The organism is Oscillospiraceae bacterium, from assembly GCA_025758045.1.
In the GTDB taxonomy this organism is placed as follows: domain Bacteria; phylum Bacillota; class Clostridia; order Oscillospirales; family Ruminococcaceae; genus Gemmiger.
On record CP107208.1, the window covers coordinates 1,118,965 to 1,134,025 of the forward strand.

General features: G+C 57.3%; 14 protein-coding genes. 3 read left to right on the top strand and 11 right to left on the bottom strand.

Features of this window, described 5'->3' with window-relative positions; genetic code table 11:
* Positions 1–259: 259 nt before the first annotated feature.
* Complete coding sequence (locus OGM81_05300; GenBank protein ID UYJ44550.1) at positions 260–1,486, top strand: hypothetical protein; 1,227 nt, start codon at positions 260–262, stop codon at positions 1,484–1,486.
* 246 nt (positions 1,487–1,732) lie between these two features.
* On the opposite strand, the gene OGM81_05305 is transcribed toward OGM81_05300, so the two are convergent.
* The 3 genes from OGM81_05305 to OGM81_05315 all read right to left on the bottom strand — a co-directional run bounded on the left by OGM81_05305 (position 1,733) and on the right by OGM81_05315 (position 3,238).
* Entirely contained in the window at positions 1,733–2,272 is a 540-nt protein-coding gene (locus tag OGM81_05305) for a phosphatase PAP2 family protein (GenBank protein ID UYJ44551.1), read from the bottom strand.
* A complete protein-coding gene (locus tag OGM81_05310; GenBank protein ID UYJ44552.1) occupies positions 2,269–2,589 on the bottom strand; it encodes a DUF368 domain-containing protein in 321 nt (106 codons plus the stop codon). The genes OGM81_05305 and OGM81_05310 overlap by 4 nt, the downstream gene beginning before the upstream one ends.
* A 130-nt stretch (positions 2,590–2,719) precedes the next feature.
* Entirely contained in the window at positions 2,720–3,238 is a 519-nt protein-coding gene (locus OGM81_05315; GenBank protein UYJ44553.1) for a helix-turn-helix domain-containing protein, read from the bottom strand.
* Between the two features lie 145 nt (positions 3,239–3,383).
* Between OGM81_05315 and OGM81_05320 the strand changes: the two genes are divergently transcribed.
* Both OGM81_05320 and OGM81_05325 read left to right on the top strand, forming a co-directional pair.
* Positions 3,384–3,737, top strand: coding sequence for a helix-turn-helix domain-containing protein (locus tag OGM81_05320; GenBank protein ID UYJ44554.1), 354 nt, complete (start codon positions 3,384–3,386; stop codon positions 3,735–3,737).
* Positions 3,731–4,576, top strand: coding sequence for an IS3 family transposase (locus OGM81_05325; GenBank protein UYJ44973.1), 846 nt, complete (start codon positions 3,731–3,733; stop codon positions 4,574–4,576). The genes OGM81_05320 and OGM81_05325 overlap by 7 nt, the downstream gene beginning before the upstream one ends.
* A 70-nt stretch (positions 4,577–4,646) precedes the next feature.
* On the opposite strand, the gene OGM81_05330 is transcribed toward OGM81_05325, so the two are convergent.
* The 8 genes from OGM81_05330 to OGM81_05365 all read right to left on the bottom strand — a co-directional run bounded on the left by OGM81_05330 (position 4,647) and on the right by OGM81_05365 (position 14,779).
* On the bottom strand, positions 4,647–4,919 hold the full coding sequence (locus tag OGM81_05330; protein UYJ44555.1) for a hypothetical protein: 273 nt from the start codon (positions 4,917–4,919) through the stop codon (positions 4,647–4,649).
* Positions 4,916–5,938, bottom strand: coding sequence for an ABC transporter ATP-binding protein (locus OGM81_05335; protein UYJ44556.1), 1,023 nt, complete (start codon positions 5,936–5,938; stop codon positions 4,916–4,918). The genes OGM81_05330 and OGM81_05335 overlap by 4 nt, the downstream gene beginning before the upstream one ends.
* A 3-nt stretch (positions 5,939–5,941) precedes the next feature.
* On the bottom strand, positions 5,942–7,096 hold the full coding sequence (locus tag OGM81_05340; GenBank protein ID UYJ44557.1) for an ABC transporter ATP-binding protein: 1,155 nt from the start codon (positions 7,094–7,096) through the stop codon (positions 5,942–5,944).
* A gap of 19 nt (positions 7,097–7,115) precedes the next feature.
* A complete protein-coding gene (locus OGM81_05345; protein UYJ44558.1) occupies positions 7,116–8,657 on the bottom strand; it encodes an ABC transporter permease in 1,542 nt (513 codons plus the stop codon).
* A 19-nt stretch (positions 8,658–8,676) separates the two neighbouring features.
* On the bottom strand, positions 8,677–9,663 hold the full coding sequence (locus OGM81_05350) for an ABC transporter permease (GenBank protein ID UYJ44559.1): 987 nt from the start codon (positions 9,661–9,663) through the stop codon (positions 8,677–8,679).
* Positions 9,664–9,941: 278 nt separating this feature from the next.
* The gene (locus tag OGM81_05355; GenBank protein ID UYJ44560.1) at positions 9,942–12,218 is read right to left on the bottom strand and encodes an ABC transporter substrate-binding protein; all 2,277 of its coding nucleotides are present in this window, start codon (positions 12,216–12,218) and stop codon (positions 9,942–9,944) included.
* 333 nt (positions 12,219–12,551) lie between these two features.
* Positions 12,552–13,076, bottom strand: coding sequence for a hypothetical protein (locus OGM81_05360; GenBank protein UYJ44561.1), 525 nt, complete (start codon positions 13,074–13,076; stop codon positions 12,552–12,554).
* Positions 13,076–14,779 carry a M3 family oligoendopeptidase gene (locus OGM81_05365; protein ID UYJ44562.1) on the bottom strand — a complete coding sequence of 568 codons (1,704 nt, stop codon included), beginning with the start codon at positions 14,777–14,779 and terminating at the stop codon, positions 13,076–13,078. The genes OGM81_05360 and OGM81_05365 overlap by 1 nt, the downstream gene beginning before the upstream one ends.
* Positions 14,780–15,061: the final 282 nt, after the last annotated feature.

A 15,061-nucleotide genomic window follows, 5' to 3' on the forward strand; every position in this document is an offset into this window, starting at 1 on the left:
AATAATACCAGTATAGCACAAAATTGTGTCTTTTTCTATTGCAAATTGTCGCTTTTTCCGCAGGAACGTCGAATAGTTGGACGTTTTCACATTTTTACACAAAAAAGTCCGTGACAAGGGGATAGTGGCTGTGCTATAATTAAACCAATAGTTACAAAACGGAAACAAAACGCGCTGGAGGTGCTTTGCCACGCAGTTCATAAAAAGAAACGGGCTTCGCCAACTGGTATTGGCGGGGCTGGTGTTGTGTCTGCTGTTTTTGACCGCACCGCATACTTTTGCCGAGGATTATAACACCGTGCTGGACCGCCTGGGCCGCCTGCAGGCCCTGGCCAATTCCTACGTAGAGACCGAGGATTCGTCCGCCGACCCAATTGTGCTGACCCTCTCCTACACCCGCACGGGCGACTACAATACCCAGATGTGGCAGTTGACCGCCGGTGTGCGGGATGCCGCCTTTGAAAATTACGTCAACACCAACGACAGTGATCTGCAGTCTCTGCAAGGCATGAGCACCGTCACCCTGCCCGGCGGGCAGAATATCGATTTCGGCCACCTGCTGGCCTCGATGAACCTGGTGTACAACGGCATCCCCATCACAGGCAGCTGGGGCGGCGACTGCATGCAGCTGGCCAAGGCTTATTACGGCCAGGCCAGCGATGAGACCGGCTACGCTGATGTGATGCGTGCTACCTTTGCCAAAGACGATGACGGCTCGGTCAGTGTCTTTGGCGACCAGGACCTGCGGGCGGACATTGACTCCATCAACGTGGGCACCGAGCTGACCAAGGACACCGACATCGCCACGGCCCTGCGGGATTACTACCAGAATCTAAGCGCCAATGTGGTGGATTACGCCCGCGCCAAGCAGTTCATCATACTCAACTTCGGCACGGTGGATACCTCGGCCGACAACTTCGGCGACGTCATCTACGAGACCATGCTGGAGGATTCCGGCATGCAGCTGCTTTTGTACATGAACCGCATGTGGACCACCAGCGGTTGGACTGTGAACAACGAGTACGCCCCTGCCCTGCACGGCGCGGCGGACCTGCTGGCCGAGTGGCTGGCCAACGCCGTAAACAACGAGAAGATCAAGAGCGACACCAACGACCGCCTGGTAGCCATGGGCGGCGAAGCCCTGGCCGAAGCCCTGGCTGCCCTGGGTTACAGCGATGCCGCCAGCGAGGCCTTGGCCGCTGCCCAGAACGCCGCAGACAGCGCCAGTTCGACGGCTTCGACAACGGAATCTGTCATTTCTGATGCCACGCAGACCTTGCAGCAGAAGTTTAATGTAAAGATCTTCCAGTTGGTACTGCTGATCGTGGCAGCTGCGGCCATCTTTATGCTGATCTTGAGCTGCGCCATGTTTGCCAACCACCACAGCAAACGCAAAAAGGAATTTGAGAAAAAGCAGCGCGCCGCCCGCAAAGCCGCCGCCCGGAAACGGAAAGCCGCGAAGCAGAGGCGGGAGCGGGAAGAGTAAAGCCATATAAACTGTAAATGGTTTCTCCTTGAGGGGAGCTGTCACCGAAGGTGACCGAGGAGTACCCCACGTGCCGTCCGGTGCCCCCCTCAAAGGCCGAAGAAAAAAATCCCTCTGTACCATTTTTTGCATTGGTGGTATAGAGGGATTTGCTTGTTTAACTAAGTGACATTGAGCTTCGGCTGCGCCTTTTTTGCATTGTGCGGGCAGATGCGAACAGCCACCTGCACAAATACCGTCATCTCGTCACTGTAGGGGCCGATGCTTGCATCGGCCTGCAATCCGCCGCTCCCCATACAGCATCAGCAACCCGATCCCCACGCCCAGTACCGCACCTCCCAGGACATCACTGGGAAAATGCACGTACAGGTACAGGCGGGAGAACGCGATGAGCACTGCCAGCGGGATGGCCGCCCAGCCAAACCGCCGGTCCGCCGCCGTCAAGATGGTGGCACCGATGGCCCCGGCCATCGTATGACCGGATGGGAAAGAGTAGTCGCTGGGGCGGGCGATCAGCAATGGTACGCTCTCGTCCAACCAGCAGGGGCGCGGCCGGGCGAAGAGATTTTTCAGCGCCAGATTGCCCAGCAACAACGCCGCCGCCAGCCCTACCAGCAGCATGACGCCGTACCTGCGGTACTTTTTGGTGCAAAGCAGCACTATGGCCGCCACTACCCAAACGATGCCGCTGTTGCCCAGCGCCGTAATTCTCGGCATCCAAAAATCCAGCAGCGGGCAGGCGGTCAACACCCGCAGGCCGTGCAGGATGATCCAATCCAGGTTCATGCCTGTTTTGCTCCTTTCACAATGGGTACGCCAGGTTGTTCTTTACGTTCCATCATCATTTTTGCGCCTTCCAGCGCCAGTAGCACGGTAGCGCCCAACACAAAGCCGACAGGCTGGGAGGTCGCCATACTCAGCGCCGGGCGCGGCGTGGCCAAACTTGCGGGGCCGTTGGCGATGGCGTACAGTGAGCCAAGCATCAGGCCCAAGATCAGCCAAATCATCTGGCTGCGGTACTTTTGCAGCGCGGCGCGGATAGCACTGATGGATATAGCCACGCCCGCCAGCACGCCAAATCCCAGCGTGCACAACCCCGGCAATACTGCCAGCTGCAGGCCTATCAGGCTAATGCTGTTAGAATCATCAGGAACTCTCCCTAAAAAAATTCTTGAACTGTACCCAGTGTAGCGAAGCTTTTTTAACAGAGTCCCCTGTGCATTTAAACGGTTTTTAAACTGTATGCAACCGGTAGCCCACGCCCCACACCGTTTGCAGCAGCTTCGGGTCCGAGGGGGTGTCCTCGATCTTTTCCCGCAGGCGGGCTGCCATCTCGTCTACAGCATCACAGGCAGGGCGGAACTCATCATTTTTTGTGTAGACGATGGGCGCATTGAGGTCGCCGTTTTGGATGTGGTGGATGCCCTGCATCAGCGCAGCCAGCGGCTCACGGATATGGGCAAACAGGTTCCGGGTCAGCCACAGGTTGGTGCCCACCACCGCCGCCAGCAGCACTGCAATGACTACCACGCCGTACAGCACCACAAAGTGCCTGAGGTCGGCAAAGGCGGCCTCGGCCTGCTCGCCCAGGGTATGCAGATCCTGCATGGTCAGCCCCAGACGCGGCAGGTAGATGGTCTCCAGCAGCAGGACCAGCACCCCCAGCCCTACGGCCAGCAGCACCCCAGCCACCGCCACCGGCACCACCAGCATAATAAGATTCGAGCGTTTGAGCCGTTCCTGGATCATCATAACCGTCCCCACTTTCTTAGTTTAGATTGTACCACAAAGCGCGGGCGCAAAGTTAAACAAAAATTAAAAAGCCCGCATCGTTTTTGAACTGCACCCCATTTGTTAGACAGTATGGTATACTATCTAATAAGTGGGGTGTTTTTCTATGCCAAAAGGAGTACCAAACAAACGATATACGCCGGAATTCAAAAAACTGGTGATTGAAACCATGCAGGAAGAGAAATTAAGTTACAGCGAAACCTGTCATAGATTTGAGGTAAACAGCAGAGATCGAATCAAATCATGGGAGCGAATCTATCTGGAGGAAGGGCCGGAAGGCTTTGCCGTCGAACGGCGTGGCCGCAGCAGTAAGGGTCGTCCGCCAAAGCAGCTGCCGAAGCAGGTAGAAGAAGATCTGCTGGCCGAAGTGCAGCGACTGCGTGCGGAGAACGATTACCTAAAAAATTTGCAAGCCTTGGTTTTGGAAGACGAGCGACACCAGCACAAAAAACGCTGGTAGTTCAGAAGCTAAGGCAAAAACACGCACTCAGTATTCTGCTCTCAATCGCTCAACTGCCCCGTGCAACTTTCTACTATCATTTGAAGCAGATGCAGAAAGAAGACAAATATGCATCTGTTAAGGAAGAAATCACAACGATTTACCACGAAAACAGGGGTCGATACGGCTATCGCCGGATCACGGCAGAACTTCGCAAGCGTACATTCTCTGTGAACCACAAGACTGTCCAGCGGCTTATGAAAGAGTTGGGCTTAGTTTGCCGTGTCAGGATGAAGAAGTATCGCTCTTATAAGGGAGAAGTGGGCAAAATCGCACCAAATCTGCTAAATCGGGATTTCCATGCCGAAAAGCCGAATCAGAAATGGGTCACGGATGTGACGGAGTTCAGCCTGTTTGGAGAGAAGCTCTACCTGTCCCCGATTCTCGATCTGCACAGCAGCGATCTGGTCAGTTACACCATATCGGATCATCCTGTGCTCAGCATGGTAACCACCATGCTGGACGAGGCGTTTGCAAAGATCCCGGCCGGAACACGCCTGATTCTCCACTCTGATCAGGGTTGGCAATATCAACACAAGCAGTACCAGCGGATGCTTCGCGAGAAGGGGATCCGACAGAGCATGAGCCGCAAGGGAAACTGTCTGGACAATGCTGTGATAGAAAATTTCTTCGGACTGCTCAAAAGTGAACTGTTATATCTGCAAGAATTTCAATCCATGGAACACTTCAAACAGGAACTGATCGAATATCTGGATTACTACAACAACCGCAGGATCAAGGCAAAGCTAAAGGGCTTGCCGCCTGCAATTCACAGACAGCAAGCCCTTTCGGCTGCTTGAACAATTTTTACTTCAAAATATTGTCTAACTTTTCGGGGTCACTTCATTTCAGATGCGAGCTTTTATCAAATCATTTCCACAGCCAGAACAGCACAGCCAGCAGCACCGCCAGACCCACCAGGTAGGCACCGGCGATGAGCAGGGTGGCCTTCAGCGCGCCCATAACGGCCCAGAATTTCTCCTTGGCGGTCCATTCGTCGGGCTGCTCCCAGGGGCGGTCGTTGACCGGCTCCGGGGCAGCGGCAGGCTTGCGGCTATGGGGCAGCAGCGTCGGCGTGGGGCCGATGCCGCTCATATCGGCGATGGTACGGCCATCGTCCTCAAACAAATCGTGCTTTCTCATTTCTCGTACAGGTGGCAGACCACATAATGGCCGGGCTCGACCTCACACTGTTTGGGGGCTTCGGTCTTGCAGCGCTCGGTGGCGTAGGGGCAGCGGGTGTGGAACTTACAACCAGCCGGCGGGTTGGCCGGGGACGGAATGGAACCCTGCAGCACGATGCGCTCTCGCTTGACCGTCGGGTCCGGGATGGGAATGGCCGAGAACAGCGCCTTGGTGTAGGGGTGCAGCGGATTGGCAAAGATGTCGTCGGTCTCGCCGTACTCCACCAGGTTGCCCAGGTACATAACGCCCACCGTGTCAGAGATATGCTCGACAACGGACAGGTCGTGGGAGATGAACAGGTAGGTCAGGTTGCGCTTTTCCTGCAATGTTTTCAGCAGGTTGATGATCTGTGCCTGGATGGACACGTCCAGTGCGGAGACCGGTTCGTCGCAGACAACGAACTCCGGGTTCAGGGCCAGGGCGCGGGCGATGCAGATACGCTGGCGCTGGCCGCCGGAGAACTCATGAGGATAGCGAGTCTTGTGGTAGGGCTGCAGGCCGCAGTCGTCCATGACCTGGTCGATATAATCATCAAACTCATTCTTCGGCACCAGGTTATGCTCGCGCACAGCCTCGCCGATGATCTCGCCGACGGGCAGACGGGGGGACAGGCTGGAGAACGGGTCCTGGAAGATGATCTGCATCTTGGTGCGCAGTTCCCGCAGCTCGGCGCTGTTCATATCGTAGACTTCTTTGCCGTTGAACAGCACCTGGCCGCCGGTCTTATCGCCGCTCAGGCGCAGGATGGTGCGGCCGGTGGTGGACTTGCCGCAGCCGGACTCGCCCACCAGGCCCATGGTGCAGCCGCGGCGCAGGTTAAAGGTAACGCCGTCCACTGCCTTGACATGGCCCACCGTCTGGGACAGCAGGCCGCCCTTGATGGGGAAATATTTTTTGAGGTGGTTGACCATCAGAATGTACTGAGGGTCATAGGTGACGGGGGTGTAATCCATTGCTTCAGGCATTTTCTTTGCCATACGTCACTCACCCGCCTTTCTGTTTTCTTCGTAGTAGCGGTAGCAGCTGACCTTATGGGTGGGGGACAGGCTGATTTCGCAGGGGTACTCGCCGCTGCAGCAGGGCAGCTGCATCTCGCAGCGGTCCTTGAAGTAGCAGTAGTCCGGCATATCGACCGGGTTGGGCACCTTGCCGGGGATGGAGTACAAGCGGTCGACCTTTTTGCCGACGACCGGCTTGGAGGCCATCAGGCCGATGGTGTAAGGGTGGCTGGGATGGGCGAAGATCTCCTCGACGGTGCCCTTCTCGACCACGCGGCCCGCGTACATGACGACGACATAGTCCGCCATCTCGGCAATAACGCCCAGGTCATGGGTGATGAGCATGATGGAGGAGTTAATGCGGTCCTTCAGGTTGCGCAACAGGTCCAAAATCTGGGCCTGGATGGTCACGTCCAGCGCGGTAGTCGGCTCGTCGGCAATGATGATCTTGGGGTTGCAGGCCAGGGCCATGGCGATCATGACGCGCTGGCGCATACCGCCGGACAGCTCGTGAGGGTACATCTCGTAGACGCCGTTGCTGTTGGCGATGCCAACGGTCTCCAGCATCTCGATGGTGCGCTTCTTGATGTCCTCCTTGGTCTTACCTTCACCCTCGTGCAGGGCGATGACCTCGTCGATCTGGGCGCCGATGCGGAATACCGGGTTCAGGCTGGTCATAGGCTCCTGGAAGATCATCGAGATATAGTTGCCGCGCAGGCCCTGCATCTTATCGGCGGGGGTCTTGGCGATGTCGTAAGCCTTGCCGCCGCCCAGGTTCAAGCGGATCTCGCCATCTACGATCTGGCCCTGGGGGCGCTGCAGCAGCTGCATCAGGGACAGGCTGGTAACGGACTTACCGCAGCCGGACTCACCCACGACGCCGACCGTCTTGCCGACGGGCACCTCGAAGGAGACGCCGTCAACGCTTTTGACCACGCCGGTATCGGTGAAGAAGTAGGTGTGCAGGTTATCGAACTCGACCGCGTTTTTCTCATCGTGCATCTGGACCGTGTACTCGCTCTCCGGCACGTTGCGGCGCTTGCGTTTTTTCTCGTATTGATCGGTAATGCGGCGGTTTTCTTTGGAGATACGCCGCGACTCTTTGGCGGAAAGGTATCCGTCCTGTTTTTTAGCCATCGTGTGTTTCTCCTTCCAATCAGCGTTTCATCTTGGGGTCAAAGGCGTCGCGCAGACCGTCACCCACAAAGTTGAAGCCCAGAACGGTGAGCAGCAGGCAGACACCGGCGGGGATCCAGATAAACAGGTAGTTGGTCATAACGTAGGCATTGTTGACATCGTTGATGATGTTGCCCCAGGAGGCAAACGGGTATTTGACGCCCAGGCCCAGGAAGGACAGGGTGGCTTCGGTCAGGATGGTGGAGCCGAGACCCATGGTGCAGGTGACGATCAGCTGCGGGATGACGTTGGGGATCAGGTGGCGGAAGATACGGTGCCAGACGTTGATGCCGCAGGCCTCGGTAGCCAGCATGAACTCCTGCTCACGCAGGGAAAGGATCTGGCCGCGGACCAGGCGGGCAATGCTGGGCCAGCCCAGGAAGCCCAAAATCAGCATCAGGTACATCATACGGGTCCAGGAGTCCACGCGCATGGCGTCCATGGCGGCGCCGATGATGATAATGACGGGCATCGAGGGGATGCAGTAGAACACGTCGACCACACGCATGATGATGTTATCGACCCAGCCGCCGAAGTAGCCGGAGATGCCGCCCATCAGGATACCCAGGGAGGCTTCGATGACAACGACGATGAAGCCGATGATCAGCGAGACGCGGCCGCCGTACATCAGGCGGGTCAGCATGTCCATGCCGTTGGTGTCGGTGCCCAGCCAGTGCGCCTTGCTGGGGCTGCCGTAACGGTCGTAGACGTAGGTCTCGGTCATCTGCTTGACGCTCCACACCTTGGTGGAAGGATCGTAGACGATGTCGTACTCGGCCTCGTTGCCGTCGGCATCGGTGTAGTCGAACTCCTCGGCATCATCATCGATGGCTTCCTGCAGGAGCTCCTTGAAGTCGCGGGTGATGACGATGCTGGAATCGGCGGCGGAGACGACGAAGCGGCTGACATAGCCCAGTGTCTCGCCGCCGGCGGTGATGTTGCCGTCCTCGTCCAGGGCGTAGTCCACGCCGTTGGCGGCGAACTCTTCCTCTTCATTGGCCATAGCGGTCAGGGCGGCAAGCTTGGTCTCGAAGTTAAACTTATCTGCGCCGTCAGCCTCGTTGACCAGGTCACGGCTGGCGTACCCCATAACAGTATTGCCCTTGTAAACAACGTAGAAATCGTCGTTCACCAGGTCGAGGGTGTAGTCCACATCTTTATAGGTGAACTCGGTCTCGCCTTTTTTGGAGGCTTCCAGCGCCTTGCTCTGGGCGATAGAGCCGAAGTCCTGGCCGTCAGCCACGACAAAGCGCATGGTGTCGTTGCGGGTCACGCCCACATACTCTTTGGACATCTGGGTGTAGGTGAAGAACTGCTCGTCCTGGCCGTAGGGGCTGACAAGGCCGCCAATGAAAGAGAAGACGAACATAGCAACCAAAATGGACAGGCCCACAACGGCCAGCCGGTTGCGGAAGAACCGCTTGGCAACCAGTGCGCCGGGGGAAAGTACCTTGACGCGGCGGTCATCGTTCAGGGAGTACTGCTCCTGCTGGGGGTTCTGGTTCTGGGTGTTTTCACTCATGGGTGTGCAGTCTCCTTTCTTAAGAAATGCGTACGCGCGGGTCGACCACGCCGTACAGGATGTCTGTCAGCAGGTTGCTGGCCAGGGTCAGCACTGCCATAAAGGACAGGTAGAACATCGTAAAGGGAATATCGCCTGCGACCATCGACTGGTAAGAAATGTAGCCGATGCCGGGGATGGAGAACAGCGTCTCGGTGATCAGTGCACCGCTGAACAGGCCGGGCAGGCTGCCGCCAATGATGGTGACCAGCGGGATCAGCGTGTTGCGGAAGGCGTGCTTATAGATAACGGTATGTTCCGACAGGCCCTTAGCGCGGGCGGTGCGGATGTAGTCAGCGTTCAGCACTTCCAGCATATTGGTGCGGGTGTAGCGCATGTAGCCGCCGATGGAAACGATGACCAGCGTGGCGATAGGCAGCACCAGGTGGTTGGCCTTATCCAGGAACTGGCCCATCGAGTCCAGCTGGGCATAGTCACGCCCTACCAGACCGTACAGGTCAAACCAGCCCAGCTTGACCGAGAACAGCAGCTTGAGCAGCGTAGCAAAGAAGAAAGTGGGCAGAGAGATGCCGACCAGTGCGGCCGCGGTAATAACGTAGTCGGTACGGCTGTACTGCTTGGTGGCAGCCAGCACGCCCAGGGGCACCGCGATGATGATGGACAGCACAAAGGAGATGCCGCCCATAATAACGGACAGGCCGACCACTTCCTGGAATTTCTGGGTAGCGGGGACGTTCCATTTCCAGCTGTCACCAAAGTTGCCGACGATGGCCTTGGACAGCCAGGTGAAGAAGCCGGGCACAATGTCCAGATCCAGGCCGTAGGAGGCATTCAGCTGGGCCAGCCATTCCTCATAGGGTTTGGCACCGGGTGCCTGGGCCAGCTGCATTGCCATCGTCTCGGCAAAAGAGCTGGGCAGGCAGCGGATCAGCGCGTAGATAATGAACATGACACAGAACAGGATCAATACCGACTGCGCGACACGCTTGATGATGTAATTTCGCACGGGTGTTTCGTTCCTTCCTTGCACGGCGGGGCCGCGTTTGTTTTTATGCAGGGATTTTTGCAGGGATATGCCGGAATATGGGCATCCCCGTCCCCCGCAAGGGCTGACCCCCTGCGGGGGAGTGGGACAACCATATTATGGCCGAATGTGCATAGTATGGCTGTTTTTGTATCCAAACTGCTTGAATAAGTTTAGACACAGCAACCGTTCCGGCGTTATAAAGCGCCGGAACGGTCGCTATTTATTGCTGTTTAAGCAGAACGCAGGGTGAACTTAACTCAGTTCAGCTCGGTGTTGTTCAGCTCAGACTTGTAGGTCCAGTACGGGGTCTGATCCTTCGCGATGGTGTCGATGTTGACACGCTCGGTGGAGAAGATGGTAGCCTCGCTGCGCTGGTAGACGGGCAGCTCGACACCCCAATCCAGGATGATCTCCATGGCCTCTTTGTACATGGCCTTACGGGCCTCCTGGTCGGTGGTCTGGCGGGCAGCCATGATCAGTTCATCCAGGTCGGCATCGTCGATGGCGTAGTAGTTGGTGGAACCGCTGCTGTGGTACAGCTGGAACATATCGGGGTCATTGGTGGACTGCCAGGCTGCGACCCAACCCTCGGCAGCGCCGGACTGGTAAGAAGCGAACAGGTCAGAAGCGTTGGCCATATCGTTGACAGTCAGGGTGAAGCCGATGGTCTTGAGAGCGGCAGCAGCATTGGTCAGGGTCTGGAAGGAGGGGTGGTCACCGTTGCCGGAAGCACCGATGTTGATCTGATACTCCATCTTGGCACCGGCGGGAGCGGCAGTGACCTGGCCGTTCTCGACGGTGTAGCCGGCAGCCTCAAAGTAACCCAGGGCAGCCTGCAGGGCAGCCTGGTACTTGTCCTCGCTGCTCATGTCAGAGGTGTAGATGTCGTTGCCGTCCACGTCGGTGGAGTAAGCAACCTTGTAGCCGTCATCGGTAACGGAAGGAGCGGCCCAGGAAGTGTTGGAGATGGGGTAGTTGATAACGCTAGCGGTATCGCCGTAGTAAGAGTCGATGCCCTCATCACGGTAAGCGGAGACAACGGTCATGATGGCCTTGCGCAGATTCTTGGAAGCCTCGGAAGCGGGGTCGCCGCCAACATTGACGTTCTTGGCGCTCAGGGCGATGTAGCCGTAGCCGCGGTAGTCCTTCAGGCGGGTGGTGATGACGGGGCCATCCTCGCCCTCGACGCCGTTGATGTCGGCGATCTGGTCAGCAACTTCCAGAGAGTAGGAAGGATCGGAAATGTCGATGGTGCCAGCCTGAACGCCGGTGATCTTATCGGCCTCCTGGGTCTCCTTCATGTTGACGTGAGCAATCTTGGGTGCGCCGTCAAAGTAGTCGGGGTTGGCATCCAGGTAAACAACGCCGTCGCTGTACTTGTTGAAGGTGAACATACCGCCGCCCAGAGGAGCGCTGGTCTTGGAGCGGACACTGCTCAAGTCGCCCTTGGGGAAGCCGAAGGAGTTGTTGTCGTAATCGTACAGAGCGGTATCGCCGTAGTAGTGCAGGGGGGCGATGGGCATCTGCAGCTGATAGATCATGGTGGTGGACAGCTCGGTGGTGGTCAGGGTCATGCTGTAGTCGCCAGTCTTGACGATACCGGCAACATTGGGCACGTCGTTGCCAACGGTGACACCAGTGGTGGAGTAGTTGTAAACTTCCTCGGGAATCAGATCAGACAGGGCAGAGCCAGCAGTCTCGGCTTCCATAGCGGAGAAGTTCCAGTCGTACTGGGCGCCGATAGCCAGGAAGAAATCCTTAGCGGTAGCGCCATCGGCCAGGTCGAAGCCCCAGCCGGCAGCAGCGGAGGCAACATCGGTAGCGCCGCCGTTCTCGGTCATGTCGTCAACGATTTCCTGGGCAAACTTCACGCCGCCGTCGTTGACAGCGTCCCAGAAAGCCTTCTGCTGGTCAGCAGTGAAGTAAGTATTGTCGGTGTTATCCTCGCCAGCCTCAGCGATCAGCTTAGACAGGGTGGACATGGAGTTGCGGTACTCCTCCAGGCCAACGATGGGGGTGGAGTACATGGTGGCAGAACCGTCATAAGTCGGATCCAGGAATACATACATCGAGAAGATAACGTCGTCGATGGTGACAGGCTCGCCGTCAGAGAACTTCAGGTCGTCACGCAGTTTCAGGTCATAGGTAACGGTGCCGTCGTCATTCTCGGTGACAACGCAGTCAGAGGTGCCGTGGTAGGTGTAGTCGGTGCCATTGTACTCGCGGGTCTCGCCCTCGATGCCGTTCAGGATCATTTCGCCCTTACGGTCGGCGCCCAGCAGGCCGAGCTGGGTCAGGTCGATGACATCCTGGTCAGAGGCAGAAGCGGCGAAGAAGGGGCTGAATTTGCCCTCAAAGCCGGTCTCTGCCAGGACGAGGGTGCCGTCGCTGGTGGAAGTGGTAGCCTCGGCCGTGGCAGTGCTGGTAGCTTCGCTGGATGCAGCGGAGGAAGCGGAGCTGCCGCAGCCGGCCAGCATGCTCAGGCTCAGGGCCGCAGCAGATGCCAGCGCAATGGCTTGCTTTGCGTTTTTCATGTGTACAAAACCTCCTAAAATTTTGCCCTCACCCACAAGTCATTATGGCCGCTCCCCAGCGGCCATAACGGGAAAGGGAATTCCCTTTCCGATGACTGTTTATTCATACAGTGTACACTTGTCGATAATGGCTTATCTTATATAGTACCTGAGATTGCGTAAAATGTCAACTTAAAAGTTCTATTTTTGTGGCATTTACCGAAATTTGTGATATTTTTTTGGCAAAGAAAGGTCTTGATTTTATTGTGCCTCGTACCAAAAAGCGGGCAGCTGCACAGTTGCCCGCTTTTTTTCACATTGCTACATATTATATTTATCAATAATTCTGTATAATTATTCCTGCTTTTCATACTTTAGCGCTTTAAATTGATGGTTTTCCATTGCAAAGGCACCGGCTGCTGCTGCCTGCAGCAGGATAAACAGGATACGCGCAGGCAGGTTTTGCCTGCTGACCGCCAGCTGTACCAGCTGGGCGGCAGCTGTAATTCCGGCAAGTACAGCCGCCAGCGTGCAACTGCCCGGCAGTTTCAGAACGGTCTGCTCATGAATATACGCCCGCAGCGGTTCCCCCGCGGCGGTCAGCCGCACCAGCAGGTATACCGCATAGCCTGCCGCCAGCAGGCCCGCCATGTAAGGCAGCAGCAGCCAGACCGGCGCATAGGCGGTCGCGCCGGGCACCAGGCCCGCCGCCACTACCAGCGCGGCCCCACCGCCGCACAAGACCCAAAGCCAGGCCAGTGCCCGGCCGCGGGATTTTGTACCTTTATAATGGTAGTGCGCGCCGCGGTACTGGTAGTTGCCGTTCAGGTCTTTTTCAAAGTCGTCCAGATAGGCGCGCTTCTTTTTGCGGTCCGCCATTATTCCAGCCCCGTCAGGTCGTAGTGGTCCAGCCAATCCTTGGCGGTCTCGCAGACGCCGCGCAGGCAGCTTTCCTCAAAGGGGCTGACCAGGTCGGCGTTTTTCAGCAGCTCGGTAAACACACGGCTGCCGCCCTGGCGGGTGTAGGCCATGTAGTGGTCCCATGCGTTGGCGCGGTCCTTTTGCATCAGCGCCCAGATCTGCAGGCTGACGGTCTGCGCCAGGCAGTAGTCAATGTAGTAGAACGGGCTCTGGTAGATGTGCATCTGGCGCTGCCAGTACTCGCCCGCACCATAGAAGGGGATCTCGCCGTCCAGGCGCATCCAGGGCTGGTAGATGGCGGCCAGCTCCTTCCAGGTCTCGTGGCGCTGGGCCGGGGTCATATTCGGCTTTTCGTAGACGATATGCTGGAAGTGATCCACCATCGTGCCGTAGGGGATGAAGGTCAGCGCCCCGGCCAGATGGCTGTAGCGGAACTTGCGGGCATCCTTGCCAAAGAAGCCCTCGGCCCAGGGCCAGGCCAGGAACTCCATCGACATCGAATGGACCTCACAGCCCTCCATGCTGGGCCATACGGTGGAGTAGGGGATGCGCTTGCGGTTCATATAGGCGGCAAAGGCGTGGCCGGCCTCGTGGGTGACGACCTCGACATCGTGCTGGGTGCCGTTGAAGTTGGCAAAAATAAACGGCACTTCGTAATCATCCAGGCTGGTGCAGTAGCCGCCGCCCGCCTTGCCGGGGGTGGAGAGCAGGTCCATCAGCTGGTCGTCCAGCATCTTGTGGAAGAACTCGGCGGTTTCGGGAGACAGTTCCTCGTAGAACTTTTTGCCCTGAGCCACGATGGCATCGGCATCACCGCAGGGTTTGGGGTTGCCGCTGCGGAACATCAGGGCGTTGTCGGCGGCGTTCATCGGGTACTGCTTACCCAGGCGCCTGGCCTGCTCGCGGTAGATGCTGTCGGCCACGGGGACGAGGTATTTCACCACAGCAGCGCGGAATTTTTCCACATCAGCCTTGGTGTAGCAGTTGCGGCCCATGCGGTAGTAGCCCAGGGTAGTGTAGCCTTCGTACCCCAGTTTTTTGCCCATGGTGTCCCGCAGGTGGACCATCTTGTCGTAAATGGAGTCGAACTCCTCCTGATGCTCCTTATACCAAGCACCCTCGGCTTTCCAGGCGGCCAGGCGGCGGGCATCGTCGGGGTCGTTTTTGAAGGGAGAGAGCTGGCTTAGGGTGTAGACGCCACCCTCAAAGGGGATCTGAGCCGAGGCGATCAGCTTGCCGTACTGGGTGGAGAGGTCGTTTTCCTGGGCCATCTCGTCCAGGATCTCCGGCGAGAAGGCTTTCTGGGCGATCTCGGCGTTGAGGAACATCAGCTCGCCGTATTCCTCGCCCAGCTGTTTGCGGTAGGGGGACGCCAGCAGGGCGGCGCTCCAGGTATTCTGGCACTCCTGGATCTGCGGGGTGGCAGCGTTCCAGAAATTCATCTCATCATCGTAGAATTCATCCCGGGTATCGATGGTGTTGCGGATGCTGGCCAGGTTGGCCAGCGTGTCCACGTGCTTGTTCAGGGTCTGTTCGTCCAGAAAGGCGGCCTTGGCGGCGGCGTAGTCAGGCGCGGCGGCAAAGCGCTGGGTCACAGCAGCAAACTGCGCCTTGATCTCGTCCAGGTTCGGGCGCTGATAGGGCATCTCAGAAAATTTCATGAGCGTATTTCTCCTTTGTGCGTTTTGTAGGCATTATAACATAGAAGCGAAAAAAAGGCAAAGATATAAATAGATACAAAAAAGCCTCCCTTGTGCAAAGGGAGGTGGCACGGCGAAGCCGTGACGGAGGGATTGTAACCTTACGTGGTAGACCGATTTGCAACGCAGACAGGACAATCCCCCACCGCTTCGCGGAGCCCCCTTTACACAAGGGGGTCTTTATGCGTCGTTAAATCCTGCGGTATCTCCGCTTCAAATTCTGCAGCAGCGTATGCTTGGGCC

What these genes read in the sequence shown, in the direction of transcription:
- OGM81_05305 (UYJ44551.1), bottom strand. Translation starts at nt 2,272, where the DNA reads ATGAACCTGGATTGGATCATCCTGCACGGCCTGCGGGTGTTGACCGCC.
- OGM81_05315 (UYJ44553.1), bottom strand. Translation starts at nt 3,238, where the DNA reads ATGATGATCCAGGAACGGCTCAAACGCTCGAATCTTATTATGCTGGTG.
- OGM81_05320 (UYJ44554.1), top strand. Translation starts at nt 3,384, where the DNA reads ATGCCAAAAGGAGTACCAAACAAACGATATACGCCGGAATTCAAAAAA.
- OGM81_05330 (UYJ44555.1), bottom strand. Translation starts at nt 4,919, where the DNA reads ATGAGAAAGCACGATTTGTTTGAGGACGATGGCCGTACCATCGCCGAT.
- OGM81_05335 (UYJ44556.1), bottom strand. Translation starts at nt 5,938, where the DNA reads ATGGCAAAGAAAATGCCTGAAGCAATGGATTACACCCCCGTCACCTAT.
- OGM81_05340 (UYJ44557.1), bottom strand. Translation starts at nt 7,096, where the DNA reads ATGGCTAAAAAACAGGACGGATACCTTTCCGCCAAAGAGTCGCGGCGT.
- OGM81_05345 (UYJ44558.1), bottom strand. Translation starts at nt 8,657, where the DNA reads ATGAGTGAAAACACCCAGAACCAGAACCCCCAGCAGGAGCAGTACTCC.
- OGM81_05355 (UYJ44560.1), bottom strand. Translation starts at nt 12,218, where the DNA reads ATGAAAAACGCAAAGCAAGCCATTGCGCTGGCATCTGCTGCGGCCCTG.
- OGM81_05360 (UYJ44561.1), bottom strand. Translation starts at nt 13,076, where the DNA reads ATGGCGGACCGCAAAAAGAAGCGCGCCTATCTGGACGACTTTGAAAAA.
- OGM81_05365 (UYJ44562.1), bottom strand. Translation starts at nt 14,779, where the DNA reads ATGAAATTTTCTGAGATGCCCTATCAGCGCCCGAACCTGGACGAGATC.